General features: G+C 67.5%; 20 protein-coding genes. 15 read left to right on the forward strand and 5 right to left on the reverse strand.

Translation table 11 applies throughout. From position 1 onward, the window contains the following. Window positions 1–19 precede the first annotated feature (19 nt). Entirely contained in the window at window positions 20–4,318 is a 4,299-nt protein-coding gene (locus SKC41_RS24350; RefSeq protein WP_330980594.1) for an AAA family ATPase, read from the reverse strand. Window positions 4,319–4,607: 289 nt separating this feature from the next. Continuing rightward, the gene (locus SKC41_RS24355) at window positions 4,608–5,441 is read right to left on the reverse strand and encodes a thioesterase family protein (RefSeq protein ID WP_330980263.1); all 834 of its coding nucleotides are present in this window, start codon (window positions 5,439–5,441) and stop codon (window positions 4,608–4,610) included. Between the two features lie 37 nt (window positions 5,442–5,478). On the opposite strand from SKC41_RS24355, the gene SKC41_RS24360 reads away from it, so the two are divergent. Further along, window positions 5,479–7,011 (forward strand): class I adenylate-forming enzyme family protein, encoded by a 1,533-nt coding sequence (locus SKC41_RS24360; RefSeq protein WP_330980264.1) that lies wholly within the window; start codon window positions 5,479–5,481, stop codon window positions 7,009–7,011. Next, window positions 7,008–10,235 (forward strand): acetyl-CoA carboxylase family protein, encoded by a 3,228-nt coding sequence (locus SKC41_RS24365; RefSeq protein WP_330980265.1) that lies wholly within the window; start codon window positions 7,008–7,010, stop codon window positions 10,233–10,235. Before SKC41_RS24360 ends, SKC41_RS24365 begins: the two co-directional genes overlap by 4 nt. Before the next feature lie 23 nt (window positions 10,236–10,258). Here the strand turns inward: SKC41_RS24365 and SKC41_RS24370 are convergent, their stop codons facing one another. After that, window positions 10,259–10,588: a PE-PGRS family protein gene (locus SKC41_RS24370; RefSeq protein WP_090608712.1), complete on the reverse strand. Its 330-nt coding sequence runs from the start codon at window positions 10,586–10,588 to the stop codon at window positions 10,259–10,261. 133 nt (window positions 10,589–10,721) lie between these two features. Between SKC41_RS24370 and SKC41_RS24375 the strand changes: the two genes are divergently transcribed. Genes SKC41_RS24375 through SKC41_RS24390 form a run of 4 tightly spaced genes read left to right on the forward strand, consistent with a single transcriptional unit; the run spans window position 10,722 to window position 15,011 of the window. Beyond that, window positions 10,722–11,504, forward strand: coding sequence for an SDR family oxidoreductase (locus tag SKC41_RS24375; protein ID WP_330980266.1), 783 nt, complete (start codon window positions 10,722–10,724; stop codon window positions 11,502–11,504). Beyond that, entirely contained in the window at window positions 11,501–12,682 is a 1,182-nt protein-coding gene (locus tag SKC41_RS24380; RefSeq protein WP_330980267.1) for an acyl-CoA dehydrogenase family protein, read from the forward strand. The genes SKC41_RS24375 and SKC41_RS24380 overlap by 4 nt, the downstream gene beginning before the upstream one ends. Beyond that, window positions 12,679–13,776 (forward strand): acyl-CoA dehydrogenase family protein, encoded by a 1,098-nt coding sequence (locus SKC41_RS24385; RefSeq protein ID WP_330980595.1) that lies wholly within the window; start codon window positions 12,679–12,681, stop codon window positions 13,774–13,776. The genes SKC41_RS24380 and SKC41_RS24385 overlap by 4 nt, the downstream gene beginning before the upstream one ends. Before the next feature lie 5 nt (window positions 13,777–13,781). Then, window positions 13,782–15,011, forward strand: coding sequence for a glycosyltransferase (locus SKC41_RS24390; protein ID WP_330980268.1), 1,230 nt, complete (start codon window positions 13,782–13,784; stop codon window positions 15,009–15,011). Here SKC41_RS24390 and SKC41_RS24395 read toward each other — a convergent pair. Continuing rightward, the gene (locus SKC41_RS24395) at window positions 15,008–15,757 is read right to left on the reverse strand and encodes an alpha/beta fold hydrolase (protein ID WP_330980269.1); all 750 of its coding nucleotides are present in this window, start codon (window positions 15,755–15,757) and stop codon (window positions 15,008–15,010) included. The genes SKC41_RS24390 and SKC41_RS24395 overlap by 4 nt on opposite strands. A gap of 96 nt (window positions 15,758–15,853) precedes the next feature. On the opposite strand from SKC41_RS24395, the gene SKC41_RS24400 reads away from it, so the two are divergent. The 9 genes from SKC41_RS24400 to SKC41_RS24440 all read left to right on the forward strand — a co-directional run bounded on the left by SKC41_RS24400 (window position 15,854) and on the right by SKC41_RS24440 (window position 25,189). Further along, a complete protein-coding gene (locus SKC41_RS24400) occupies window positions 15,854–16,654 on the forward strand; it encodes a thymidylate synthase (RefSeq protein ID WP_330980270.1) in 801 nt (266 codons plus the stop codon). Continuing rightward, complete coding sequence (locus SKC41_RS24405) at window positions 16,651–17,136, forward strand: dihydrofolate reductase (RefSeq protein WP_330980271.1); 486 nt, start codon at window positions 16,651–16,653, stop codon at window positions 17,134–17,136. The genes SKC41_RS24400 and SKC41_RS24405 overlap by 4 nt, the downstream gene beginning before the upstream one ends. A gap of 112 nt (window positions 17,137–17,248) precedes the next feature. Continuing rightward, window positions 17,249–17,950: a cell division protein DivIVA gene (locus SKC41_RS24410; RefSeq protein ID WP_330980272.1), complete on the forward strand. Its 702-nt coding sequence runs from the start codon at window positions 17,249–17,251 to the stop codon at window positions 17,948–17,950. Window positions 17,951–17,991: 41 nt separating this feature from the next. Continuing rightward, window positions 17,992–19,230, forward strand: coding sequence for a winged helix-turn-helix domain-containing protein (locus tag SKC41_RS24415; protein ID WP_330980273.1), 1,239 nt, complete (start codon window positions 17,992–17,994; stop codon window positions 19,228–19,230). Continuing rightward, window positions 19,227–20,609, forward strand: a complete 1,383-nt coding sequence (locus SKC41_RS24420) for a class I SAM-dependent DNA methyltransferase (RefSeq protein WP_330980274.1) — start codon at window positions 19,227–19,229, stop codon at window positions 20,607–20,609. The genes SKC41_RS24415 and SKC41_RS24420 overlap by 4 nt, the downstream gene beginning before the upstream one ends. After that, a complete protein-coding gene (locus SKC41_RS24425; RefSeq protein WP_330980596.1) occupies window positions 20,606–21,658 on the forward strand; it encodes a restriction endonuclease subunit S in 1,053 nt (350 codons plus the stop codon). Before SKC41_RS24420 ends, SKC41_RS24425 begins: the two co-directional genes overlap by 4 nt. 5 nt (window positions 21,659–21,663) lie before the next feature. Then, window positions 21,664–22,428 carry an FAD-dependent thymidylate synthase gene (gene thyX, locus SKC41_RS24430; protein ID WP_330980275.1) on the forward strand — a complete coding sequence of 255 codons (765 nt, stop codon included), beginning with the start codon at window positions 21,664–21,666 and terminating at the stop codon, window positions 22,426–22,428. 162 nt (window positions 22,429–22,590) lie between these two features. Next, entirely contained in the window at window positions 22,591–23,493 is a 903-nt protein-coding gene (gene dapA, locus SKC41_RS24435; protein ID WP_330980276.1) for a 4-hydroxy-tetrahydrodipicolinate synthase, read from the forward strand. A gap of 19 nt (window positions 23,494–23,512) precedes the next feature. Then, complete coding sequence (locus SKC41_RS24440) at window positions 23,513–25,189, forward strand: ribonuclease J (protein ID WP_330980277.1); 1,677 nt, start codon at window positions 23,513–23,515, stop codon at window positions 25,187–25,189. Between the two features lie 52 nt (window positions 25,190–25,241). Here SKC41_RS24440 and SKC41_RS24445 read toward each other — a convergent pair whose 3' ends face one another. Next, complete coding sequence (locus SKC41_RS24445; protein WP_330980278.1) at window positions 25,242–25,589, reverse strand: YbaB/EbfC family nucleoid-associated protein; 348 nt, start codon at window positions 25,587–25,589, stop codon at window positions 25,242–25,244. Window positions 25,590–25,826 lie beyond the last annotated feature (237 nt).

The raw sequence follows: 25,826 nt of genomic DNA on the forward strand, positions 1-25,826 counted from the left end.
ACTGAAGTGGAGTAGTCCACTACTTGTTCAAAAGCGCAACGTCTTGACCAGGGGTCATTTCGCCGCGGGCCACCGCGTCGCAGTGCGATAAGTGCAACGGTGCGACGGGATCGTCGGGCAGCAACTCGCGGCATCGTTCGAACGCGGCGCGGGCGCCGTCGACGTCGCCCGCGTCGAACAACGCGAAGGCCTCGTCGAATGCGGACTGCGCCGCGCGCTTCGCCTCGCGAAGTGAAGCCGAATCCTCGTCGTACACTTCATAAATCGTCACCGGTCGACGTCGGTTGACCACCATGACGCGCTCCATGCGCCGAACGTCGAACTCCTCCGACGCAGCGAGGCGCTTATACGTGCGATCGGAGATGAGCAGAGCGGAGCCGTAGCGCTTGTTGGTGCTCTCGATGCGCGCGGCGAGGTTCACCGCGTCGCCGATGATGGTGAGCACCATGCGGTTTACTCCACCGACGAGCCCAACGGCCACCGCGCCGGTATTGATGCCGATGCCCGCCCGCAGCTCCTCGGAGCCCAGCGCCTTGCGTTCCTGGTTGTGCTCGGCCAACGAGCGCAGCATGGCCAGTCCCGCGCGGACCGCATCGGCCTCGGACTCGAAGACGGCGACGATCTCGTCCCCGCGCACATCTTGAATCATGCCGTGGTAGCTGATGATCGGGAGCTCGACCGCTCGCAGGAAGCCCATCGCCAAGTTGCCCGCCTCGGCGACGTTCATGTCCTCGATCATGGTCGTGTAGCCCCGGATATCGCTGATAAGCACCGTCATTTCGCGTTCCACCCGGTAGCCGCTGCGGACCCGGCGAAGGTCGTCGATGTCGAGGATGCGCAGCAATTCGTTGGGCACAAATCTCGATTGCACGTCCATCAGCGACTGTCGGTACTCGTCGGCGGCCCGTAGTCGTTCCTCGAGGTGGAAGTTCCACAGGGGAGCGGCGGCCTGGGCGCACAGGAAGGCGACCGCTTGTTCGTGGTCGGCGACGAAGTTGCCGCCGGCCTGGTCCCGTTCGGCATAAATAACGCCGATTACCCTGTCCTGCAACGTTATCGGAACGACGAGGGTCGACGGAGTCGCTGCCCGATGATCGGCGGCGGCGATCACCGGGGTGCCGGCGTCCATCACGCGGCGCACCAGGTTCCTGTCGTAGTCCACTTCGATCCATGGCCCGTCCACAATCGAAATGTCGCCGTGGTCATTGATGGCTCGGACCGTCGGATTCTCCGCATCGCCGATGACGAACAGCACGCGGCCGGCGCCGGTCGTGTCCGCGACCGAGCCCAAAACGATATTCGCCAGCACGTCGGGGGTCCGTGCCCCCGACAGCGCGTGCAGCAGCTGGTGCGCGCCGACCGGGTCGATGCCAGCGGAATCCGTTTTGAGATCGCGTCGCAGGAGCCAGGGATGCTCCCGCGCGAGCCAGTCCGTGCGCACCGCGAAACCCAGGTTCAGCCAACGTTGATACGCCGAACGCAGCATGTGCTCGCGCAGCGTCGTCCGCCCGGTCTCGGCGTAGAGGGCGGCGGCCTCCTCGTGGGCGCGCGCACTGATCGTCGGAAGTTGGTTTTGCTCGGCGAGCTCAATCGCTTGGTGAAGGTGGCGTTCCGCCGTGGCGTGGTGCCCGCGCACGCGCGCCCAGGCTCCCTGGATCAGGGCATACGGCGCCGCGTAGTTTTCCGGTGCGCCCGCCGCCCACTTGCGGTGTGAGGCCAGGGTCTGGCGCACGAAACGGGCCGTCGAGGAGTCCCGCGGTGCGCACTCGATCATGCTGAGGGCGCCGACCAGATAGACAAGTTGTGATGCCGGGGTGCCGGCCAGCCCGCCGAGATTCTCGATTGCCTCCGGCGTGGCGGCGAACGCGCCGGCGTGGTCGCCACACCAGAAGTGCAGTCCCTGCTTCATCGCCGCCGCGACGCCCAGGGCGACCTCGTCGCCCTCAAGGCGGGCCGCCGGCAGCACCTCGCGTTCGTCGTAGCCGCTCTCGCCGGCGAGCAGGAAGGGATCGGCGCTGCGGCCCATCAGGTTCAGGCAAAGCTGCTGCATCCCTTGGCAAAGCGCGCTCGGCACGGGCTGGGAACGGATGTGGGGGATCAGCGAGCGGGCGAGGGCGTCGATCTCCGCGGGCGGACGACCGGCCCAGAACATCTGGGCCAGCAGGCACGCCAGCAGAAATCCGGCGTATTCCTGATCGCCTTGGTCGAGTGCCTCTTCGACGGCGTCACGAAGCTCGCCCAAGCCGTCTCGCAGTGGGTGGCGCCAGTGCCGGATGAAGTTCAGGTGCGTGAACACCGTCTGCGGCCGGGCCTCCCGGAATTCCGGGCGCTCGGCAAGCATCATCGCCACCTCGCCGAAGCGCTGGCCGCCCGCATGATCACCGAGCACCACCCGGATCACCCCGTAGCCGCCAATGACCAGCGGCGAGTACGGCGTGTGGCCGTGGGTCAACGTGAGATCGAGCTGCTTTCGTACCAGCAACGGCATGAGGTTGGGCCGGACGAGGTACGACATGTTGCGCAGTTCGAGAAGAATGCGGTGGATCTCGATGACCCGCTCGTCGGTGCAGTGCGTCAGCCGCAGCAGCCGCTCGGTGCTCCAGCCGCGAGTCGTCATCATCATCCGGAGGACCGCGTTGACCATGCGTGGCTTGCCCGCGTCGCTCGGCACCCCTTCGCCGAGCTCGTCGAGCGCCGTAAGCCCGATCTCCAGCGCCTCCTGGAGATGGTTCTCTGCGACCCGGCCCTTCATCCGCAGGTAAGCGACTCGAGCGCGGTCCGCGGGCTCGCGCAGGAACGCTTCGGCCTCGTCGAGCAGCGCGTTGAGCACCGTCACGTCACCGACCAGCAGTGCCGCGTCGGCGGCGTCGAGCTGTAGCTCCCGGGTCAGCGGGAAGTGCGTGGCCCAACGTTGCTCACCGAGCAGGTCCAAAGCACTCCGGCAGTACCCGAATGCCAACGGGAACGAGGCCTGCGCCCGAGCCTTGCGCGCAGCCCGTCGCACCACCTCGACGAACAGGGTGCGCTCAACGTCGTCGGCCAGCCCCAGGCCACCGATGCCGACATGGCGCGCGGCTTCGAACAGCCGATCGTCCCCAAGGGTGACCAGCCGACGACCGACGCGCAGATGGATGGCACGCATGTCGTCGGCGGACAGTGCCGCCCGCGCCGCCTCGGCCACGCGGTCGTGGCTGAACCGATAGCGGGCATCGCGGCTGATCGCGTTGGTGATCCGTTGGCCGCCGCCGTCGAGAGCCTCGATCAGCCGCAGCTCGAGGCAGGCCCACAGCGCATGGGCCACGACGTCGGGCGACCGTGCGGCCGCTGCCGTGGCGTCGTCCAGGTCGAACTCGCCACCGATGCACGACAGCGAACTCAGCACCTCCCGGTCGCCGGGGCGAAGTTGGTCGAGATAGCGGCCGAGGAACTCGGCGGCCGTCGCGGAGACCTCGATCGAGGTGAGCACGCGCAGGTCCCAGCTCGGGTGGCCACCGGGGCCGACCGGGACGAGCGCGCCTTCGCGCTGCGCGCGGTACAGCAGCTGACGGACCTGCAGCGGATTGCCCCCGGTGCGATGGTGGAACTCGGCGGCCACGTCGCCCAACTCCACGCTCTGGCCGCACACGACGGCGAGCAGCTCCTCGACATCGTCGGGGCCCAGCGGTTCCAGCGCAATGGTGTTGAGGCTGTCCGAGTCGATGCCCGCCGCGGCCGGATCGAATTCACCCGCGCGGTGCGCACCGACGACCAAGACGTTGCGGAGCGACACCGTCAGCAGTTCGGACAACAGCAGCAGGGTGTCTCGGTCCGCCCACTGCAGGTCGTCGATCGCAAGCACCACCGGGCGGTAGGACGCCGTGGTCGACACCAGCCGGATGGCCGCGCGGTGCAGGCGACGCCGAGCATCCGCGGCATCGAGGTCGGCATCATCGGAGGATTCGCCCAGCACCGGCGCCAGTTCCGGCACGAGATCGCAGAGAATGCCCGCAAACCCCGACATCTCACTGATCAGGTCGGCGCGCCAACCATCGCGTTCGGCCGGGCCGGTGGCTTCCATGGTCCGGACAAGCGAGCCGAGTGCGTCCGCCAACGCCGAATACGGAGCCGGTGCGCCGTCGCGGCACCTGCCGTAGGCGAATACGCAGTTGCGACGGGAGACCTCGACGCCGAAGGCCTGCGTGAGCGCCGACTTGCCTACTCCCGGCGCCCCGCTGAGCAGGACGCATCCTCCGCTGACCCGTCCGGCCGTTTCGACCGCGGTCCGCAGTTCGGTGAGCTCCCGCCGTCGGTCGACCACCCGGCCGTCGAGGTCGAGCACCGGAGTGGTCACGGCGCAGGGCACACCGTGGCGGGCGCCGTCCCCCGGACGGCGCTGGGGGAGGATCGCAGGCTGACGTGCACGTACACGGCACTCCCCTCCAAGGGAAATGTCCACCCACCACAGTGACGGTCCCCCCCGCTGCGGGGCTGTGCAGCTCCGTTCTGCAGGTGGTGGATGGTCAGCATAGCCCAAACACCGCACACCGTGCGAGATTTCGACGGTCGAGCAGATTGGTGGGCAGCCGATGCTCGAATAGTGCTGGCGCAGTCGGCGTGAAGCGGACCGACTACGTGTGGGTCGGTTTGAACGCGTCGGCAGGCTGGGCCACGGCCAGTGCGGAGCTGGTGCCGATCGGGCCGTGGCAGTCGAACAGGGTCGCCGCGCCGGTGGCCACACCGGCCGTGCCGTAGTGGCTTTGGGCAGCGAGCCCGAGGAACTCACCGTCGGGCAGTCGGCTCGCGGTCACGGTGTAGTCGGCATTGATGTAGCGCAATCCGCCTGTGCCCCAATGCGTGAGCGAGCTGGTGATATCGCCGGCGAAGGCCAGACGGGTAAACGGCGTCAGCGGGTGGCCGTGCACCATCGGGCGAAATAGCCTCGCCCAGGCGAACTTCTGGGCGTGCGACTGCTCCCATTCGCCCGCGGCGATGCCGGGACTGCCTTCCAAGGTGGCCCCGTATCCCCAGATGAGAAACGGCATGTCGGCCGGGAAGCCGTCGTAGGACGTCGGCAGCTCGGGCATCTGCACCGGGAAGGACCACACCTGGCCGTCGGGATGATCGCCGCGGCGCAGAAACAGCGCGCTGGCCCGTGCGACGATCTCGCCACCCTGAATCAGGGCGGCATCGATCAGCCTGATGCGGCGGCCTTCCCGCTGTATCGAGGTCTGAATCTGCACCGGCCGCAGTAGCACGGGTCGCAACAGGTCGACGGTCAGTCGGGCCGGTTGAAAGTCGGGATCGATGCCCGATTGCTCTATGCCCCAACCCAACAGGCCTCCGACGATCTGGCCGCCCATCGCCGCGCCCCACGGGCCTTTCGTCAGCCGGCCCGGAATGTAGGAGTCGCCGTCGACAGTGAAGAACGCCTCGGGCATGATGGCGGAATCGTCGATCGTCACCGCATCACGATAGGACACCGGATAGTAAGGACCGGGCATGCCTCCAGTGATCGAAATTTCGCGCGAGCACAACCCGTTCGCCACGACGGGCGTCTCCCGCGATCGCGACGGTATCCCGCACTACGACGATCTGCCGGCCACGCTGCTCGACATCCTGGCCGAGCAGGTGGCCCAGCGTCCCGACAGCGAGGCCGTCGTCGAAGTAGGCGCCGGGCGATTGACCTATCGGCAGCTCTGGGACCGCGCCGCGCGGGTCGGTGGTGGGCTGCGGGCAGCCGGCGTGCAACGCGGTGACCGTATCGCGGTGCGCCACCCCGCGGGCATCGACTGGGTGTTGGCATTTTGGGGCACGGTGATGGCCGGCGGCATTGCGGTGGCGGTCAATACGCGCTCGGCGCAGCCCGAGGTCGACTTCATTTTGTCCGATTCCGGGGCACGGGTGGATCTGGCCGCGGGCACGCCGCTGCCCGACGGCCATCCCTATGTGGCCGAAGGACTCACGCGTGGCGACCCGGCCGCAATCTTCTACACTTCAGGGACCACCGGGCACCCCAAAGGAGTGCCGACCACCCACCAGGCGTTCGTCACCAACACCGAGAATGCGATCCGGTGCTCGGGAATTCCACCGGACCTCGGCGAGGCGATGCGCACCCTGATCTCGGTTCCGCTGTTTCATGTGACCGGCTGCAACACACAGCTTTTGGTATCCACCCGGGCGGGGGGAACGTCGGTGATCTTGCCGGCGCTGAACCTGGACGAATTGATCGCCACCGTGGCCGCCGAGCGCATTTCACAGATGGTAACTGTTCCCGCTATCTACTCTCTAATGTTGCGGCACAAGCAATTTGACAATACAGATGTGTCCGGCGTCCGCTGGGTGGGCTACGGTGGTGCACCCACCGCGCCTTCAATGGTGCGGTCGATTAAGGACGCGTTCCCGCGGGCGACGGTGTTCAACGGCTACGGCATGACCGAGTCGGCCTCGCTGATGACCGTGCTGCCCGACTCGTACGCGATCGAGCACGCCGACTCGGTCGGCTACGCGGTCCCGTCGGTGGCTCTCGGCGTGATCCCCCGCGGTGACGATCCTGGTGTCGGTGAATTGGTGGTGCGCGGGGCCAACATCACGGCCGGCTACTGGAACCGGCCGCAGGCCACCGAGGCCACCATCGTCGACGGGTGGCTGCACACCGGCGACGTGGTCCGGGTCGATGCCGCGGGCCGCGTGCACATCATCGATCGGCTCAAGGACATCATCAACCGCGGCGGCGAGAACATCTCCAGCGTGGAGGTTGAGGGGGTGCTGCTGGCCGCACCCAACGTCGCCGATGCCTGCGTGCTGGCGGTGCCCGACGAGGTGATGGGAGAAAAGGTCGGAGCCGTACTGTTCGGCGGCGAGGCGCAGATTGACGTGTCGGCAGTGCTCGAGCATTGCCGGGCACAACTCGCCGACTTCAAGGTCCCGCAGTACGTCACGATTGCCTCAGAAGCGTTGCCACGCAATGCCGGTGGGAAGGTGCTCAAAACCAAGCTTCGCGCTGAGATGCAATGGGGCGAGCCGCTGCGATGAATGCGACGTTGCTGATCGCCAACCGCGGTGAGATCGCCCTTCGGATCATCCGCACCGCAACCGAATTGGGCATGCCGACGGTTGCGGTCTACGCCACCGACGACGCCGAGAGCCCGCACGTGCATGCGGCCGACGAAGCGATCGGTCTGCCGGGCAGCGGGCCCGACGCGTATCTGGACCAGTCATCGATGCTGGCGGTGGCGAAAAGCGCCGGCGCGCAGCTGATTCATCCGGGTTATGGCTTCCTTGCCGAGAACGCCGATTTCGCTCGTGCCTGCGCGGCCGCCGGTTGCACGTTCGTGGGTCCCGATGCCGATGTGCTCGAGACGGTCGGCAATAAATCCTCGGCCCGCGCCGCCGCCACGGCCGCGGGTGTGCCGGTGCTGCCGGCGACCAATGGGCCCAGCAGCGTCGAGGATGTCCGGGCATTCTTCGCCGGTCGAGGCGGGGCGGTCATGATCAAGGCGGTGGCCGGCGGGGGTGGACGCGGGATGCGCCGCGTGGACAGTGCGGATCAGATCGACAATGCCTACCGCCAGTGTGCGGCAGAGGCGCAACTGGGATTCGGCGATCCGGCCGTGTTCGCCGAGGCGCTTCTCGACGACGCCCGGCATATCGAGGTGCAGATCGTCGCCGCGCCGGCCGGGCCGAGAACGCATGCGCTTGCGCTGGGCGACCGTGATTGCAGCATCCAACGGCGCTACCAAAAGATCGTTGAAATAGCTCCTGCACAAGGGGTTTCGGATGCGCTACGCCGCGAGCTGCATCTGGCCGCGGCCCGGTTGTGCGGGCGGGCCGGTCTGCGCGGCCTGGCCACCGTCGAATTCCTGGTCGCCGGTGAAGAATTCGTCTTCCTCGAGATCAACCCCCGCATTCAGGTCGAACACACGATCACCGAGGAAACCACCGGGGTGGATCTGGTTGCCGCCCAGCTCGCCATCGCCGGCGGCGCCTCCTACTACCAGTTGGGGTTGCCGTCCGGGATCGCCTCTGACGGTGAGGAAGTCATCGGCGAGCCCGCTGCCCGGCGCGGCATCGCGATACAAGCCCGGGTCAATATGGAAACCCTGACGGCGGACGGAGTCGTGGTGCCCGCGGCGGGCGTCTTGACAGTGTTTTCGCCGCCGAGCGGTCCGGGAGTGCGGGTGGATACCTTCGGCCGTACCGGCTTGGAATTGAGCACGCGATACGACTCGCTGCTGGCCAAGGTCGTCACCCATGTCCGCGGATCCTCGTTCGCTGCGGCGCTGCGTAAGTCGCGGACCGCGCTGGCCGAGTTCGAGGTCGAGGGTGTCCGGACGAACGTCAATTTCCTGCAAGAGCTGTTGTCCGACAGCCAGATTGAGTCGGGTGTGGTGGCGACGAGCTTCCTCGACGCGAAGCTATCCGAGCTGGCGGCCGCGGCGCTGATCCACGAGCATGACACCCGGGTGGCCTCCGTCGAGCTGTATCCCGGTGAAGAAGCGCTGCGCGCCCAGCTGGCCGGCACCGTGGTGGAGGTGGCGCCCGAGGGCACCGAGGCGTCGCCCGGTGATCAACTGGTCGTGCTGGAAGCGATGAAAATGCAGCATGTGCTCGTCGCGCCGGATGCGCTGCGCACAGTCCGCAATCTCGTGGCACCCGGCCAGGTCGTCGGAACCGGCGATCCACTGGTGGTCGTCGCACCCACCGGGGAGAGCCTGGGCAGCGAAACTGTCAGCGCCGCAGTCGATCTCGACCGGACCCGTGCCGACCTGGACGAGGTCCGGCGGCGCCACGTCGTCACTCTTGACGAGGGCCGCCAACCGGCGGTCGCCAAGCGGCACAAGCAGGGTCGTCGCACCGCCCGGGAGAACATCGTCGACCTGATCGACGACGGCAGCTTCATCGAGTACGGCGCGCTGGCCATCGCCGCGCAACGCAGCCGGCGCACGGACGAGGATCTGATTGCCAACACCCCGGCCGACGGTCTGGTTGCCGGCTTGGCGACCATCGGTGCCGACCGATTCGGGCGGGCTGCCGCCGAGGCGGTCGTGGTGTCCTACGACTACACCGTGCTGGCCGGGACGCAGGGCATGCGCAACCACGCCAAGACGGACCGGGTGTTCGATGTGGCCTCTCGAAAAGGGTTGCCAGTGGTGCTGTTTGCCGAGGGTGGCGGCGGGCGGCCCGGAGACACCGACGTCGGTGGGGCGGCCGGGCTGGACGTGCCGACGTTTCGAGTGCTCGCCGGGTTGCGTGGTCGGGTGCCGTTGGTGTCCATCGTGTCCGGGCGTTGCTTCGCCGGCAACGCCGCACTGGCAGGGGTGTGCGATGTGATCATCGCGACCCCGGACGCCAACATCGGAATGGGCGGGCCGGCGATGATCGAGGGCGGCGGGCTCGGCGTGTACCCGCCCGAGGCGATCGGCCCGATCGACGTGCAGCGCCACAACGGGGTGGTGAGCCTGGTCGCGCGGGACGAGGCGCACGCGGTGTCGCTGGCCAAGCAGTATCTGTCGTACTTTCAGGGCAGCATCGGCGACTGGGCAGCCCCCGAGCCACGCCTGGCCCGACATGTGGTGCCGGAGAACCGGTTACGCGCCTACGACGTACGGCGCGCGATCGAATCCATCGTCGACGTCGGCTCTGTCCTCGAGCTGCGCCCCGACTACGGCGTCGGCATCGTCACCGCACTCGTCCGGGTCCAGGGTGTGGCATATGGACTGCTGGCCAACAGCAGTCATCACCTGGGCGGCGCGATCGATGCCGAGGCCGCCGACAAGGCCGGCGACTTTCTCACGTTGTGCGAATCGTTTCGGCTGCCGGTGATTTCGTTATGCGACACACCGGGGTTCATGGTCGGGCCGGACGCGGAAAAGCAGGCCGCGGTTCGCCGGTTCGGCCGGATGTTCGTGCTGGGTGCCCGGCTGACCGTGCCGCTCGGAATGATCATCTTGCGCAAGGGGTATGGATTGGGCGCAATGGCGATGGCCGGCGGTTCTTTTCACGCCCCGCAATTCACCGTCGCCTGGCCGACGGGGGAGATCGGCGGCATGGGCCTGGAAGGCGCGGTGCGCCTGGGCTTCAGCAAGGAGCTGGCCGCGGCGGCCGATGCGGGTGAGCGTGAGCAACTATTCGAAAAGCTGGTGGCGGCGGCCTATCAACACGGCAAGGCACTGCGGGCCGCCACGACGTTCGAGCTGGACGACGTAATCGACCCTTCAGACTCCCGGGCCTGGATCACCAGGCTCGCGGAAGTCTGAAGGGTCGTGTCTGGATTGGGGAATCAGGCGTGGCCGGATCCGCAGCCCACGCCGGGCAGACAGCCAGTGCCGCCCGGAACACCACCCGGGCCCGCGTTCTGGCCACCGGAGCCGCAGCCGACACCCGGGATGCAGCCGGTGCCGCCCGGGCCGCCACCCGGACCGCTGTTCTGGCCGCCGGAACCGCAGTTGCCGTTGGCGTCGCAACCGCCGCCACCCGGGTCATCCTTGAAGACGACGTGGGTGGGGGCCGGGCTGGTCATTGCCGGGGCGGTCGCAAAACTATCCGCCGCGGCCATCGGTGCAGCGGCGATCGCAGCAGCAACTGCGCCGCCGATGACTAGTGGTTTCAGGAGGGTCAATTTCGCTAACATGCGACTCGCATACCACGCACGCGCGCGGACAAAACCTCTCTACGAAAGATTGATCGCAATCGGCGTTCTTCGCTGGTGAACCCGGGCCCCACGAAACAAAAGGTGTACAACGATGACCACACTGGATCTGACCGGCCGTACTGCGATTGTCACGGGGGCCTCGCGCGGAATCGGGTTGGCTATTGCGCAGCAGCTGGCGGCCGCGGGCGCCAATGTGGTGTTGACCGCGCGCAAACAGGAAGCGGCGGATGCGGCCGCGGCTGAAGTGGGGGAACGGGCGTTGGGCGTCGGCGCTCACGCTGTCGACGAGGACGCCGCGCGCAACTGCGTGCAGCTCACCCTGGAAAAGTTCGGCAGCGTCGACGTTTTGATCAACAACGCGGGTACCAATCCGGCTTACGGCCCGCTGATCGACCAGGATCACGCGCGGTTCAGCAAGATCTTCGACGTCAATCTCTGGGCTCCGTTGCTGTGGACATCGCTGGTGGTCAAGGCATGGATGGGCGAGCACGGCGGCGCCATCGTCAACACCGCGTCCATCGGCGGGCTGCATCAATCGCCGGCGATGGGGATGTACAACGCCACCAAGGCAGCGCTGATCCACGTCACCAAACAACTGGCCCTGGAGCTGTCGCCGCGGGTGCGAGTCAACGCCATCGCTCCGGGCGTCGTTCGCACCAAATTGGCCGAGGCACTGTGGAAGGACCACGAGGATCCGCTGGCGTCGCAGATCGCGCTCGGCCGCATCGGCGAGCCCGTCGACGTGGCCAACGCGGTCGCGTTCCTGGTTTCCGACGCGGCGAGCTGGATCACCGGCGAGACGATGGTGATCGACGGGGGTCTACTGCTGGGCGGCGCGCAGGGCTTCCAAATGCGGCCCGAGGACAACCAATGAGTATCGAAGATCTGGACGCACGGGTAAAGGCACTGTTGGACGAGCACGACCCGGCGACCACCGACCCGCGCGATTTCCTGGGCGCGCAATTCGATGCCGGGCTGGCCTGGGTCCACCTGCCGGAGGGTTTCGGCGGCCTGGACCTGCCACGCAAGGCCCAGGAGTACGTCGACACGAAGCTGGCCGCAGCCGGTGCACCGGTGGGCGGCACGGTGAAGAACTACATCGGGATGGGCATGGCCGCGCCCACGATCGCGGCCTTCGGCACCGACGAGCAGAAGCGAAAGTTCTTGCGTCCGTTGTTCACCGGTGAACAGATCTATTGCCAGTTGTTCAGCGAGCCCGGTGCCGGATCGGACCTGGCCGGGGTGGCCACCCGCGCGGTCCGCGACGGGGACGACTGGATTGTCAACGGGCAGAAGGTGTGGACGTCGCAGGCGCAGAACGCCCAGATGGCCATCCTGGTCGCCCGCACCGACCCGTCGGTACCCAAACACGCTGGCCTGACTTACTTTCTGTGCGACGTGACCCAACCCGGCGTCGACATCAGGCCGTTGCGCCAGATCACCGGTGAGGCCGAGTTCAACGAGGTGTTCCTGACCGATGTCCGGGTGCCCGACGCGAATCGGCTCGGCCCGGTGGGCGGTGGCTGGCGGGTCGCGACCACAACGCTGAACAACGAGCGGGTCGCGATCGGCTCTCGTTCCGGGGTGCCACGGGAAAGCGGCCACATCGGCAAGGTCGCCACAGCGTGGCGAAACGAGCCCGCACTGCGTGATCCCGCGATGCACGACGAGCTGATGCGACTGTGGGTCGAGGCGGAGGTGCTGCGGCTCGCCGGCGAACGGTTGGGACAGCAGGCCAGCACCGGCCAGCCCGGGCCGGAGGGGGCGGGCATGAAGATCGCCTTTGCGACGCTGGCGCAGGCGATCTCGGGCTTCGAGATCGAACTGCACGGCGAGGCGGGACTGCAGTACGACGACTGGACCATGCGCAGACCCGAGACGGTCGACCTGGTCGGTCGCGAACCCGGTTACCGGTATCTGCGCGCGCGGGGCAACTCGATCGAGGGCGGCACATCAGAGATCTTGCGCAACACCATCTCCGAGCGAATTCTCGGCCTGCCCGGCGAACACCGCGTCGACAAGGATGTCGCTTGGCAGGATTTGAGTCGATGAGCATCGGCGATCTGCTGTACTCCGACACCGAGGACGCCCTGCGGGATAGCGTTCGTCACCTGTTCGCCGACCGGTGCCCACCCGAGATGGTGGCCCGGGCCTATGGTCCAGCGCCACAGGACTTTTCCGATGTGTGGCGGCGGCTGGCCGGTGAGCTGGGGGTAGCGGGCCTGCTAGTGCCGGAGTCGCTCGGCGGTGCGGGCGCCAGTGCCCGCGAGGCCGCGGTGGTGATGGAGGAGATCGGCCGCGCGGTCGCGCCGGTGCCGTTTCTGTCCAGCGCGGTGCTCGCCACGGTTGCGCTCTTGCGTGCCGGCGACACCGAAACGCTGTCCGCGCTGGCCCAGGGCGAGCAGACCGCCGCGCTGGTGGTCCCGCTGTCCGCGGCTCCCGGCGATCCGATCGCGGGGGTGAGCGCCGGCGCCGACGGATTGACCGGGACGGTCAGCAGCGTGGCCGGCGCCGCCGAGGCCGATGTGTTGGTGGTGCCGGTCGCGGGCAGCGGCGGCCTCGAGTTGCACACCGTCCGCAATAGCGCCGCCGGGGTCGAAGTGTCACCGCTGCTGGCCTTGGATATGACGAGACCCCTTGCAAATGTCCATTTTTCGGCGGCGTCGTCAATCCGCGTCGGGCCGGCGGGCGAGGCGGTAACCGCGGCGCTGGAAGCCGGTGCCGCGCTGTTGGCGTCCGAGCAACTCGGGTTGGCGCAGTGGTGTTTCGAGACCACCCTGGCTTATACCAAGCAGCGCAAGCAATTCGGCCGTGCGATCGGGTCATACCAGGCGATCAAACACCGGTTGGCGGATCTGTGGTTCGAGGTCGGGTCGGCGACGGCCGCGGCGCGCTACGCCGCGGATACCTGCGCCCGGGAAGATCCCGACGCGAGCATCGCCGTGGCCGTGGCGCAGGCCTACTGCAGCGGTATCGCGGTGCACGCGGCCGAGGAGTGCGTGCAGCTGCACGGTGGCATCGGCATGACGTGGGAGTATCCGGCCCACCTGTACCTCAAGCGGGCCAAGAGCGATCAGTTGGCCTTCGGCACCGCCTACCGTCATCGGGCCCGGCTGGGCGCCCTGGTCGACTTGCCGGTCTCGTAACCGCCATGCGTGTGCTGTTGTCGACGTACGACACTCGCGGTGGCGTCGAACCACTGCTGGCAGTCGCGGTGCAGCTGCAGGCACTCGGCGCACAGGCCGTGGTGTGCGCACCGCCCGACGACGAATTCAGTGAGCGGGCAGCCGCTTTCGGGATTGCGCTGGTGGGATTCGGTCCGTCGGTGCGCGCGATGACGACCGCGGCGGCGCAGTCTTCGGAGGCGGACGTGCGCGCGCATGTGCTGGGTCTGCTCGCCGCGCAGTTCGACACGGTCGCTGCCGCGGCGCAGGGGTGCGACGCGATAGTGGCGACCGCCCTGGTCTGGACCGCGGCCGGCGCACGCTCGGTAGCCGAGAAACTCGGCATCCACTACGTCTACGGCAGCTATCACCCGACCCACCTGCCGTCGCCTTATCACCCGCCGCCGGAGTATGTCGGCCGGGGAATGGGGACGAGCGAGATCGACCACCGGATGATGTGGAACCACAACGCCCACAACGCCAATATGTTGTTCGGTCCGACGCTCAACAGTCACCGCGCGGCGATCGGTCTGGCCCCGGTGGACGACGTGCGCGGCTACGCCTACACCAACCGGCCGTGGCTGGCGGCCGACCCGACACTGGGCCCGTGGCAGCCGCTCGCGGACCTGCACGTCGTGCAGACCGGCGCCTGGGTGCTGCCCGACGAACGCCCCCTGTCGGCCGAGCTGGAGGATTTCTTGGACGCCGGCACGCCGCCGGTGTATCTGGGCTTCGGCAGCATGCCGCTGTGGGGTTCCAAGGACGTCGTCCCGATGGCGATCGAGGCCATCCGAGCCCAGGGCAGGCGCGTGCTGCTGTCGCACGGCTGGGCCGAGCTGGTCCCCATCGACGACCGCGACGACTGCATGGCCGTCGGTGAGGTCAACCAGCAAGCGCTGTTCGGGCGGGTGGCCGCCGTCGTGCACCACGGCGGCGCGGGCACGACGACGACGGCAGCACGCGCCGGCGTGCCCCAGCTCGTCGTGCCGCAGGGGGCCGACCAGGTGTACTGGGCCTGCCGGGTGGCGGAGCTGGGCATCGGTACCGCGTGCGACGGCCCGACTCCGCCCCCGGGCTCGCTGCCGGCCGCGCTCGAGATGGTCCTGACCGACGAGACTCGCGCCCGGGCGAACGCGGTGGCGGCCATGACCCGCGCTGACGGCGCGGCGGTGGCCGCAAAGTTGTTGCTCGACGCGGTGAGTCAGGGAAAGCCTTAGCGCGGCAGCGCCGACGCGAAGACCTCCGTCATCGCCTGCCAGTGCCGCTCGGCGGCGGCCTCGTCATAGGGCGCGTTGTCCGGGACCGCGAAGCCGTGGGCCGCGGAGTACCACTCGATGGTGTGCCGCACGCCGGCCGCCGTCAGTGCCTTGTCGAGCTGTTCGGCGTGGTCGGTGGTGAACGACGCATCGTTCTCGGCGCCGCCGACGTAGACCGTGGCGGTCATCTTCTCGGCCAGCAGGTGCGGGCTGTCCGGGGTGTCTGAGACCAGGCCGCCGCCGTGGAAGGACGCCGCCGCCGCGACGCGGTCGGGAATCCGGCCGGCCACCATCAGCGAGATTCGCCCGCCCATGCAGTAGCCGCACACGCCGAAGCGTTCACCGGACACCTCGGGGCGGTCCGCCAGGTAGTCGAAGAACGCGCGGCCGTCGCTGGTGATCTTGTCCGGCGTCAGGCTGCCGATCATCGAAAACAGGCGCTTGCGTTCCTGTTCGTCACCGAACACGTTGGCCATGTCGAACGGGGCCCAGCCGGGGTTGCGGTAGTACACGTCCGGCAGCAGCACCGTGTAACCGAATCCGGCCAGTTTGGCCGCCATTTGCTGAAAGGTGTCGCGCACGCCGCCGGCGTCGGGATACATGATCACGCCGGGGTGGGGGGCTTGGGTGTCCGGACCTCCGGGGGTGAACAAATGGACCGTGCAGGTCCCGTCCGCGGTGGTGATGGTGTCGGTGATGTTCGGCATGGCACCCGTTCTACTCCTGGGACCAAGAGCAAATTAATTCGCGTCGCCCGCCGCGCCCGCCTTCGCCGCGCTCACGATCGCCGCTAAGCTTTTCGCGTGCCGATCCCCACGCCCTACGAGGACTTACTGCGGCTGGTCCTCGAGACGGGTTCGGTCAAACCGGACCGCACCGGCACCGGCACCCGCAGCCTGTTCGGCCATCAGTTGCGCTACGACCTGTCGTCCGGCTTCCCGCTGCTGACCACCAAGAAGGTGCACCTCAAATCGGTGGTCTACGAGTTGCTGTGGTTCCTGCGCGGCGACTCCAATGTCGGCTGGCTACAGCAGCACGGCGTCACGATCTGGGATGAATGGGCCAGCGACACAGGCGATCTCGGCCCCATCTACGGCGTGCAGTGGCGATCCTGGCCGACCCCGTCGGGTGAGCACATCGACCAGATCAGTGCCGCGCTGGAATTGCTGCGCACCGATCCGAACTCCCGGCGCAACATCGTCTCGGCCTGGAACGTCGGCGAAATCCCGCAGATGGCCCTGCCGCCGTGTCACGCGTTCTTCCAGTTCTACGTGGCCGACGGCAGGCTCAGTTGCCAGCTCTATCAGCGCAGCGCGGATCTGTTCCTGGGCGTGCCGTTCAACATCGCCAGCTATGCGCTGCTGACCCACATGATGGCGGCCCAGTCCGGCCTGGGTGTCGGCGAGTTCGTCTGGACCGGCGGCGACTGCCACATCTATGACAACCACGTCGAGCAGGTGCGCACGCAGCTCAGTCGCGATCCGCGGCCGTATCCGGAACTTGTTTTGGCCCAACGGGATTCGATCTTCGACTACACCTACGACGACGTCGTCGTGAAGAACTACGATCCGCACCCGGCGATCAAAGCTCCCGTCGCTGTATGACGCACCTCGGTTTGGTGTGGGCTCAGTCCACATCCGGTGTCATCGGCCGCAATGGCGACATCCCCTGGAACGTGCCCGAAGACCTGGCCCGCTTCAAGCAGGTAACCGTGGGCCACACCGTCGTGATGGGCCGGCTGACCTGGGACTCGTTGCCGGCCAGGGTGCGGCCGCTGCCCGGCCGCCGCAATATCGTGCTGTCCCGCCGCAGCGACTTCGTCGCCGACGGAGCCGAAGTGGTCGACTCCCTGGACAAGGCCCTGACCGACCCCGAAGCCTGGGTGATCGGCGGTGCCCAGGTCTACCAGCTCGCGCTGCCCCACGCCGCGCGATGCGAGGTCACCGAGATCGAGATCGACCTGATCCGCGAGGACGAGGACGCGCTGGCGCCGGTGCTCGACGAGACGTGGGCCGGCCAGACGGGCGAATGGCAGGTCAGCCGCTCGGGCCTGCGGTATCGGTTTCACAGCTATCGTCGGTCCTGAGCGTTCGCCTCGGCGCCGTGGCTGCGCCAGTGGCCGGACCTGACATACTCGACGGGGTTGGTGGGGTCGGCGCCAGGCGGTTTCCGGAGTTTCCAGGGAGGGGAAATTGGCAGTGATCACCGAACCCACAACGGCATTCACCCGCAAGTGGATGGGCTATGACTCGGCCGCGGTCGATGCGCACATCGAGATGTTGACCACCAAGCAGAATCTGCTGCTCAACGACGTCGAGAGCCTGCGGGCCCGGCTGAAGGACGCCGGCGAACAAGCGGCCGCGCTGCGCAAGGAGGTCGCGGCGCTCACCGACACCTCACCCGCGCCGCACGCGATGCAACAGCGGATGGCAAAGATGCTGAGCCGCGCCGTCGAGGAGATTTCCGAGATGCAGGCCGAGGCACGGGCCGAGGCGGAGGCGCTGATCGCCGCGGCCGAAGCGGAAATCGAGGCCGAGCAACGAAAACACCGCGAGGTGTTGGCGGATTTGGCATCGCAGCAAAAGGCCATGGAAGCCGAGTACCGCGAAACCAGGGAAAAGCTCGAGGCCGACCTGGCCAGGATGCGCGACGACGCCCAGAAGGCGCGTGAGCAGCTGCTTGCCGACGCCAGGGAGCGAGCCGACCGGGATCGCGAGCAGGCCCGGCGCGCCGTGAACGCCGCGTGCGACCAGCGGATCAAGGTGCTGGAACAACTGATGGGCGTCTACCGCGACCTGGGAACGGTTCCGGCCGCACTCGAGGCGGCGTACCACGAACAGAAGAATCCGCCGAAGGCCGACGCCGCGGCACCGGCGGAGGAGAAGGTCAGCGCGGGGTGAGCCTTCGCTGAGGCGGACCGGTTGACCGGTATTCTCGGCGCGTGTCGACCAGCAGGCTGACCGCCGCGCAGGCCCGGCGGATAGCCGTTGCGGCCCAAGGGTTTACCGAGCCGCGACCCCGCGGCGGGATCACCCGCGCCCACCTGCGCCGGTTGATTTCGAGAATTCAAGTGCTGCAACTGGATTCAGTCTCCGTGGCGGTGCGGGCGCACTACGCTCCGGTGTTCAGCCGGCTCGGTCCCTATGACCGCGACGTGCTGGACCGCGCCGCGTGGGGCCCACGCTCGTCGCGGCTGCTGGCCGAGTACTGGGCGCACGAGGCCGCGCTGATGGCCGTCGACGACTGGCCGCTGCTGCGCTGGCGGATGCGCCAGTACCGGCACGGCCGGTGGGGCACCCACATCGTCAAGGCCAACCCGAAGCTCGCCGACAAGATCGTCGACGCGGTCGGTGAACTCGGGCCCAGCACCGCCGGACAAATCGAGGCCCATCTCGAGGCCGAAACATCCGGGCCCCGGGGAAGCTGGTGGGGCAGCCGCAGCGACACCAAATGGGTGGCCGAGGCGCTGTTCGCCGCCGGGGTGCTCACCACGGCCACCCGGGTCGGGTTCGCCCGCCACTACGACCTGGTGGAACGGGTGCTACCGGCCAGCGTGCTGGCCCGCGAGGTCGACGACGCCGAAGCCATCCGCGAGCTCAGCCTGCGCGCGGCGACCGCACTGGGCGTGGCCACCGAGGCCGATATCCGCGACTACTTCCGGTTGTCCGCGCGGCAGGTCAAACCGGCGATCGCCGAGCTGGTCGCGGCCGGCGAGATCGAGCGGGTACAAGTCGACGGGTGGTCCGCGCCCGCGTATCTGCACGCCGGACGCACCGTGCCCCGGCTGGATCGAGGCACCGCGCTGCTGTGTCCGTTCGACCCGTTGATCTTTTTCCGGCCTCGGGTGCAGCGGCTGTTCAATTTCCACTACCGCATCGAGATCTACACCCCCGCGGCCAACCGGCAGTACGGCTATTACGTGTGGCCGCTGCTGGTGGACGGCCAGCTGGTGGCGCGGGTCGATCTCAAGGCCGACCGTGCGGCCGACACGCTGCGGGTGGTGGGCGCGTTCGGCGAGCCCTCCGAAGCCGATCGAGTGCCGCGCTCACGGGTGGCCGCCGCGCTGGCCGGCGAGCTGGAGTCGATGGCGTCATGGCTTGGCCTGGGCGGGGTTACCGTCTCCGGCCGCGGCGACTTGGCCACGGAATTGCGCACTGCCGCCAAGCGGGTCGGCCGATGACGCCGTCCAAGGAGCTCAAAGCAACGCTGTGGAAAGCGGCCGACAAGTTGCGCGGATCCCTGTCGGCAGGTCAGTACAAGGACGTCGTGCTCGGGCTGGTGTTCCTCAAGTACATCTCCGAGTCGCACTGGAATACCTTGGTGCACAACGCAAAATCCCCTGGCGTCGGCCGGCTCGTCGACGACGCGATGGGCGCGGTGATGGGGGCAAACCCGGCCCTGGCCGGACTGCTGCCGCGGATCTACGAAGACCTCGACCAGCGCCGGCTCGGTGAACTGGTCGAGTTGTTGGAGAACGTGCGATTCGGTGGGCCGGGCCCCCGGGACCTGATGGGGGAGGTCTACGAGTACTTCCTCGGCAATTTCGCGCGCGCAGAAGGGAGACGGGGCGGTGAGTTCTTCACCCCGCCCAGCGTGGTGCGGCTGATCGTGGAGGTGCTGGAACCGGCGCGCGGGCGGGTGTACGACCCGTGCTGCGGCTCCGGCGGCATGTTCGTGCAGACCGAGAATTTCATCGCCGCCCGCGACGGCGACCCCAACGACATCCGCATCTATGGTCAGGAGGGCGTCGAGCAGACCTGGCGGATGGCGAAGCTGAACCTCGCTATTCACGGCATCGACAACGCGGGCGTGGCCCACGGTGACACGTTCGTCGACGACCTGCACTCGGGCGTGTGCATGGACTACGTGATGGCCAATCCGCCTTTCAACATCAAGGATTGGGCCCGCGACGAGCACGATCCACGCTGGCGCTTCGGTGCTCCCGCGGCCGGCAACGCCAACTTCGCCTGGATTCAGCACATCCTGGCCAAGCTGGCACCGGGCGGTCGGGCCGGGGTGGTGATGGCCAACGGCTCGATGTCGTCGAATGCGATCGGGGAGGGCGACATTCGCGCCCGGATCGTCGACGCGGACCTGGTTTCCTGCATGATCGCACTGCCCGCCCAGCTGTTTCGCAGCACCGGAATACCGGTGTGCCTGTGGTTATTTGCGATGGATAAAGGCGATCGCTCGGGGCAGGTGCTGTTCATCGACGCCCGCGGGCTGGGCTATCTCGTCGATCGGGCGCAACGCGCGCTGACCGACGAGGAGGTCATCCGGATCAGCGACACCTACCACGCCTGGTGCGGGTCACTGTCGGCGAAAAGTATTGTCTATGAGGACATTCCGGGGTTCTGTAAGTCCGCATCGTTGGATGACATCGCCGCCGCCGGTTACCTGCTCACACCGGGGCGCTACGTCGGTACTCCGGCAGCCGCCCAGGACGCGGAGCCGGCCGACGAGAAGATCGCACGGCTGACCGCCGACCTGCTGACGGCGCTGGATGAATCCGCGCGAATGGAAGCGGTGGTGCGAGAGCAGGTGCATCGGTTGTGCTGACGGCAACGCTGGGAGAGTACCTCGACTTCCGCACCGGAAGTGGTGCGCCGGCCCGGGTGCCCGATGGGCGGTTTCCCGTCTATGGTGCCAACGGCGCGATCGGGTATGCGGCACAGTCCAATGCGAGTGGCCCGCTGATCGTGCTCGGTCGCGTCGGATCGTATTGCGGCAGCCTGCGTTACTGCGATTCCGATGTGTGGGTCACCGACAACGCGCTGGTGTGCCGGGCCAAAGATCCTGCCGAGACCCGCTATTGGTATTACGCACTGCAAACCTGCCGGCTGGGCGATCACCGGGCCGGCTCGGGCCAACCGCTGCTCAATCAGGCGATTCTGCGCGACGTTTCGGTGCGGACCGTCCCGGGACGCCAGCGGCAACGGATTGCCGCACTACTCGGCGCGTTCGACGACAAGGTGGCGGCCAACCAACGCGTGATCGAGGCCGCCGAGCGGCTGATGCTGGGCCTCGTCGAGCCGATCCGCGACCACGTACCGCTGTCGAGCCTGGCGCGACTCTCCACGGCCGTTCGCAAACCGCGGCAATTCGACGGCGTCGTCGCGCATTTCAGTCTTCCGGCGTTCGACGACGGCGCCACCGCGCGGCTCGTCGAGCGGGCGACCGTGAAAAGCGGCAAGTTCGAGCTGTCGCAACCGTGCGTGCTGTTCGCCAAGCTCAACCCGCGGATTCCGCGTATCTGGAATGTCGCGCAACTGCCCTGCGAAATGGCTGTGGCGAGTACGGAATTCGCCGTACTCACACCCAAGGGCGTCGATACCTCGGCGCTGTGGGCCGCGGTAGGGCAACCCGACGTCTCGCAGCGACTGCAGCAGCAGGCCGCCGGAACCTCGACCAGCCGCCAGCGCATCCAGCCGCGAGACCTGTTGGATGTCGAGGTGCGCGACACCCGGCGTCTGACCGCCGATGCGGCACAGACGATCACCGCTGCGGGTGCGCTGTGTCATGCCCGGCGCAATGAATCCCTGCGGCTGGCCGGTTTCCGCGACGCCCTGCTGCCGTTGCTGATGTCGGGCAAGGCCCAGCTAAGGTAGGCGCCGTGGCCGAGACCGCGCCGCTGCGCGTGCAACTGATCGCCAAGACCGAGTTCTTGGCGCCCCCGGACGTGCCGTGGACCACCGACGCCGAGGGCGGGCCGGCGCTGGTCGAGTTCGCCGGGCGCGCCTGCTACCAGAGCTGGTCGAAACCCAACCCCAAGACCGCCACCAACGCCGGTTACATCAAACACATCATCGACGTCGGTCACTTTTCGGTGCTCGAGCACGCGAATGTGTCGTTCTACATCACCGGGATCTCGCGGTCGTGCACGCACGAACTGATCCGGCACCGCCATTTCTCCTACTCGCAGCTTTCGCAGCGCTACGTGCCTGAGGTCCAGTCGCAGATCGTCGTGCCGCCGGGCATGGCGGACGACCCCGAATTGCGGGAGATCCTGGCGGCGGCCGCCGACGCCAGCCGCGCCACCTACACCGAACTGCTGGCCAAGCTCGAGGCCAAGTTCGCAACGGGCCAGCCCATCGAGAAAATGGGAGCACTGCGTCGCAAGCAGGCGCGCCAGGCGGCCCGCGCGGTGCTACCGAACGCCACCGAAACCCGCATCGTCGTGACTGGGAACTACCGGGCCTGGCGCCACTTCGTCGCGATGCGCGCCAGCGAGCACGCCGACGTGGAGATCCGGCGGCTGGCCATCGAATGCCTGCGTCAGCTCGTCGACGTCGCGCCGGCGGTGTTCGCCGATTTCGAGATCTCTACCCTGGCCGATGGCACCGAGGTCGCGACCAGTCCGCTGGCCACCGAAGCCTGAGGCGCCCGCGCCGTCGAGTGCGCGTCCCGGGCGGCATCGTCCGGCGTGTCGCCGCCCCGAACGCACACTCGAAACCCCCAGCGCACAATCGAGGGCCCGCCACCGGAGCCCGAGCCGCGCGGCGGCGAAATCGGGTTGGCACCGCCAGGTAATCTTGGACCCGTGAGTTCTGTCGGATTCGACGCCCCCGCGCGTCTGGGAACCTTGCTGACCGCAATGGTGACGCCGTTTGGCGCCGACGGTTCGCTTGACACCGCCGCCGCGGCGCGCGTGGCAAACCACCTGGTGGACGCCGGTTGCGACGGCCTGGTCGTCTCGGGAACCACTGGTGAATCGCCCACCACCACCGACGACGAGAAGCTCGAGCTGCTGCGCGCGGTCCTGGAAGCCGTGGGCGACCGCGCGCGTGTCATCGCCGGAGCGGGCACCTACGACACCGCGCACAGCATCAAGCTGGCCAAGGCCAGCGCGGCCGAGGGCGCACACGGGCTGCTGGTGGTCACGCCGTACTACTCGCGGCCGCCGCAGCGCGGGCTGATCGCGCACTTCACCGCCGTCGCCGACGCCACGGACCTGCCGGTGCTGCTGTATGACATCCCGCCGCGGTCGGTGATCCCCATCGAGTCCGACACGATCCGCGTCCTGGCGTCGCACCCGAACATCGTCGGGATCAAGGACGCCAAGGCCGATCTGCACAGCGGCGGCCAGATCATCGCCGAAACCGGTTTGGCCTACTACTCCGGAGACGACGCGCTCAACCTGCCCTGGCTGGCGATGGGTGCGACGGGCTTCATCAGCGTGATTTCTCACCTCGCCCCGAGCCAGCTTCGGGAGTTGTTGTCCGCCTTCGGTTCCGGGGACATCGCGACCGCCCGCAAGATCAACGTCGAGGTCGCGCCGCTGTGCAACGCGATGGGCCGCCTGGGCGGAGTGACGCTGTCCAAGGCGGGTCTGCGCCTGCAGGGCATTGACGTCGGCGATCCCCGGCTGCCGCAGGTGCCGGCGACGCCGGAGCAGATCGACGCGCTGGCCGCCGACATGCGCGCGGCCTCGGTACTGCGGTGACCCAAAGGGTGGTCTGAAAGTGGATGTAGACCTCAGCCCGCCAGGTCCGTTGACCACAGGTGGGTTGCGGGTGACTGCGCTCGGCGGCATCAGCGAAATCGGCCGCAATATGACGGTTTTCGAGCATCTGGGCCGGCTGCTGATCATCGACTGCGGGGTGATGTTTCCCACCCACGACGAGCCCGGTGTCGACCTGATCCTGCCCGACCTGCGCCACATCGAAGACCGGCTCGACGACATCGAGGCGCTGGTCCTGACCCATGCGCACGAGGACCACATCGGCGCGATCCCGTTCCTGCTGCGGCTGCGGCCCGACATCCCGGTCGTCGGCTCCAAGTTCACCCTGGCGATGGTTGCCGCGAAGTGCCGCGAGCACCGAATCAAGCCGGTGTTCGTCGAAGTCAAAGAGGGACAGAGCAGCCGCCACGGCGTGTTCGAGTGCGAATACTTCGCGGTGAACCACTCCATCCCGGACGCGCTGGCCATCGCGGTGTACACCGGCGCGGGAACGGTTTTGCACACCGGCGATATCAAGCTCGACCAACTACCGCTGGACGGCCGGCCCACCGACCTCCCCGGCATGTCGCGGCTCGGCGGCGCCGGTGTGGATCTGTTCCTGTGTGACTCGACCAACTCCGAGATCCCCGGCGTCGGGCCGTCGGAGAGCGAGGTGGGCCCGACGCTGCACCGGCTGATCCGGGGTGCCGAAGGCCGCGTGATCGTGGCATGCTTTGCCTCCAACGTCGACCGGGTACAGCAAATCATCGATGCCGCAGTGGCTTTGGGCCGGCGAGTGTCGTTCGTCGGGCGGTCGATGGTACGCAACATGAGCATCGCCCGGGACCTGGGATTCCTGCGGGTCAACGACTCCGACCTGATCGACATCGGGGCGGCCGAGATGATGGCGCCCGAGCGGGTGGTGCTGATCACCACCGGCACCCAGGGCGAGCCGATGGCGGCGTTGTCCCGGATGTCGCGCGGCGAGCATCGCAGTATCACGCTGACCGCGGGGGACCTGGTCGTGCTGTCGTCGTCGCTGATCCCGGGCAACGAGGAGGCCGTCTACGGCGTGATCGACGCGCTGGCCAAGGTCGGTGCCCGAGTGGTCACCAATGCCCAAGCCCGGGTGCATGTTTCGGGCCACGCCTACGCCGGCGAACTGCTCTTCCTCTACAACGGGGTGCGGCCGCGCAATGTGATGCCGGTGCACGGCACCTGGCGCATGTTGCGCGCCAACGCCAAGCTGGCCGCCTCCACCGGGGTGCCGGAGGAGTCAATCCTGTTGGCCGAGAACGGCGTCAGCGTCGATCTGGTCGGCGGCAGGGCGTCGATCGCCGGTGCGGTGCCGGTCGGCAAGATGTTCGTCGACGGGCTGATCACCGGCGACGTCGGCGATATCACCTTGGGCGAGCGACTGATTCTGTCCGAAGGCTTCATCGCGGTGACCGTGGTGGTAACCCGTGGCACCGGACGGCCGGTGGCGCCGCCGCACCTATACTCGCGCGGATTCTCCGAGGATCCCAAGGCGCTCGAGCCCGCGGTGCGCAAGGTCACCGAAGAGCTCGAAGCGTTGGTCACCGACAACGTCACCGACCCGATCCGGATCGCGCAAGGCGTACGGCGCACCGTCGGCAAGTGGGTGGGCGAAACCTATCGCCGCCAGCCGATGATCGTGCCGACCGTCATCGAAGTGTGACGCGGCTACGCGAAAGATAATCTGGCGCAATACTTTCCGGTTTCAGCGCCGGTCAGGCCAAGCCCAAAATGCTATGCAGCGAACCGGTAACGTCAGCGAGTGACGCGACCAGGCGCTCGTCGTCGGCGTCGCCGGCCGCGGTCGCGGCGGCCTCTGCTTTGCGCAGCGCGTCGTTGATGCGCTCCTCGACCGCCTCGGCGCCCAGCCTGAGCAGGCCCGGCTCGATGCTGAGGTGAGTCAGTACCAGGTGCGCGTCGACGGTCACTTTGACGGTTTCGGTTTCATCGGAGACCGTGAAGGTATCGGTGTTCGTTCGATGGATATGGTCGTCGAGAATCGACTGAAACTGCTGTGCTAATTGCAGTGCGTCAGCGACCTGCGGGTGCATGGGGGCGGTCATCATTGCCGTCCTTCCCTGGTCAGGAACAGTATTTTCGGGGGCTGAACTGGTCACGCCTTCGATCCAGTATCTCCTCAAGTTTAAATCGGCTTTTCCGTTCCGAATGCACATGTTTACCGGGTATTTATTTGACTGAATCTGATTTTCAATTGCAATCGATGCGCCGAAAATTGGTGCGCTGACCCCACCCGGAGCCGTGTTACGTTTCGTATGCGCAACTGTTGCCTAGGTGCAACG

The organism is Mycobacterium sp. 050128 (genome assembly GCF_036409155.1).
In the GTDB taxonomy this organism is placed as follows: Bacteria; Actinomycetota; Actinomycetes; order Mycobacteriales; family Mycobacteriaceae; genus Mycobacterium.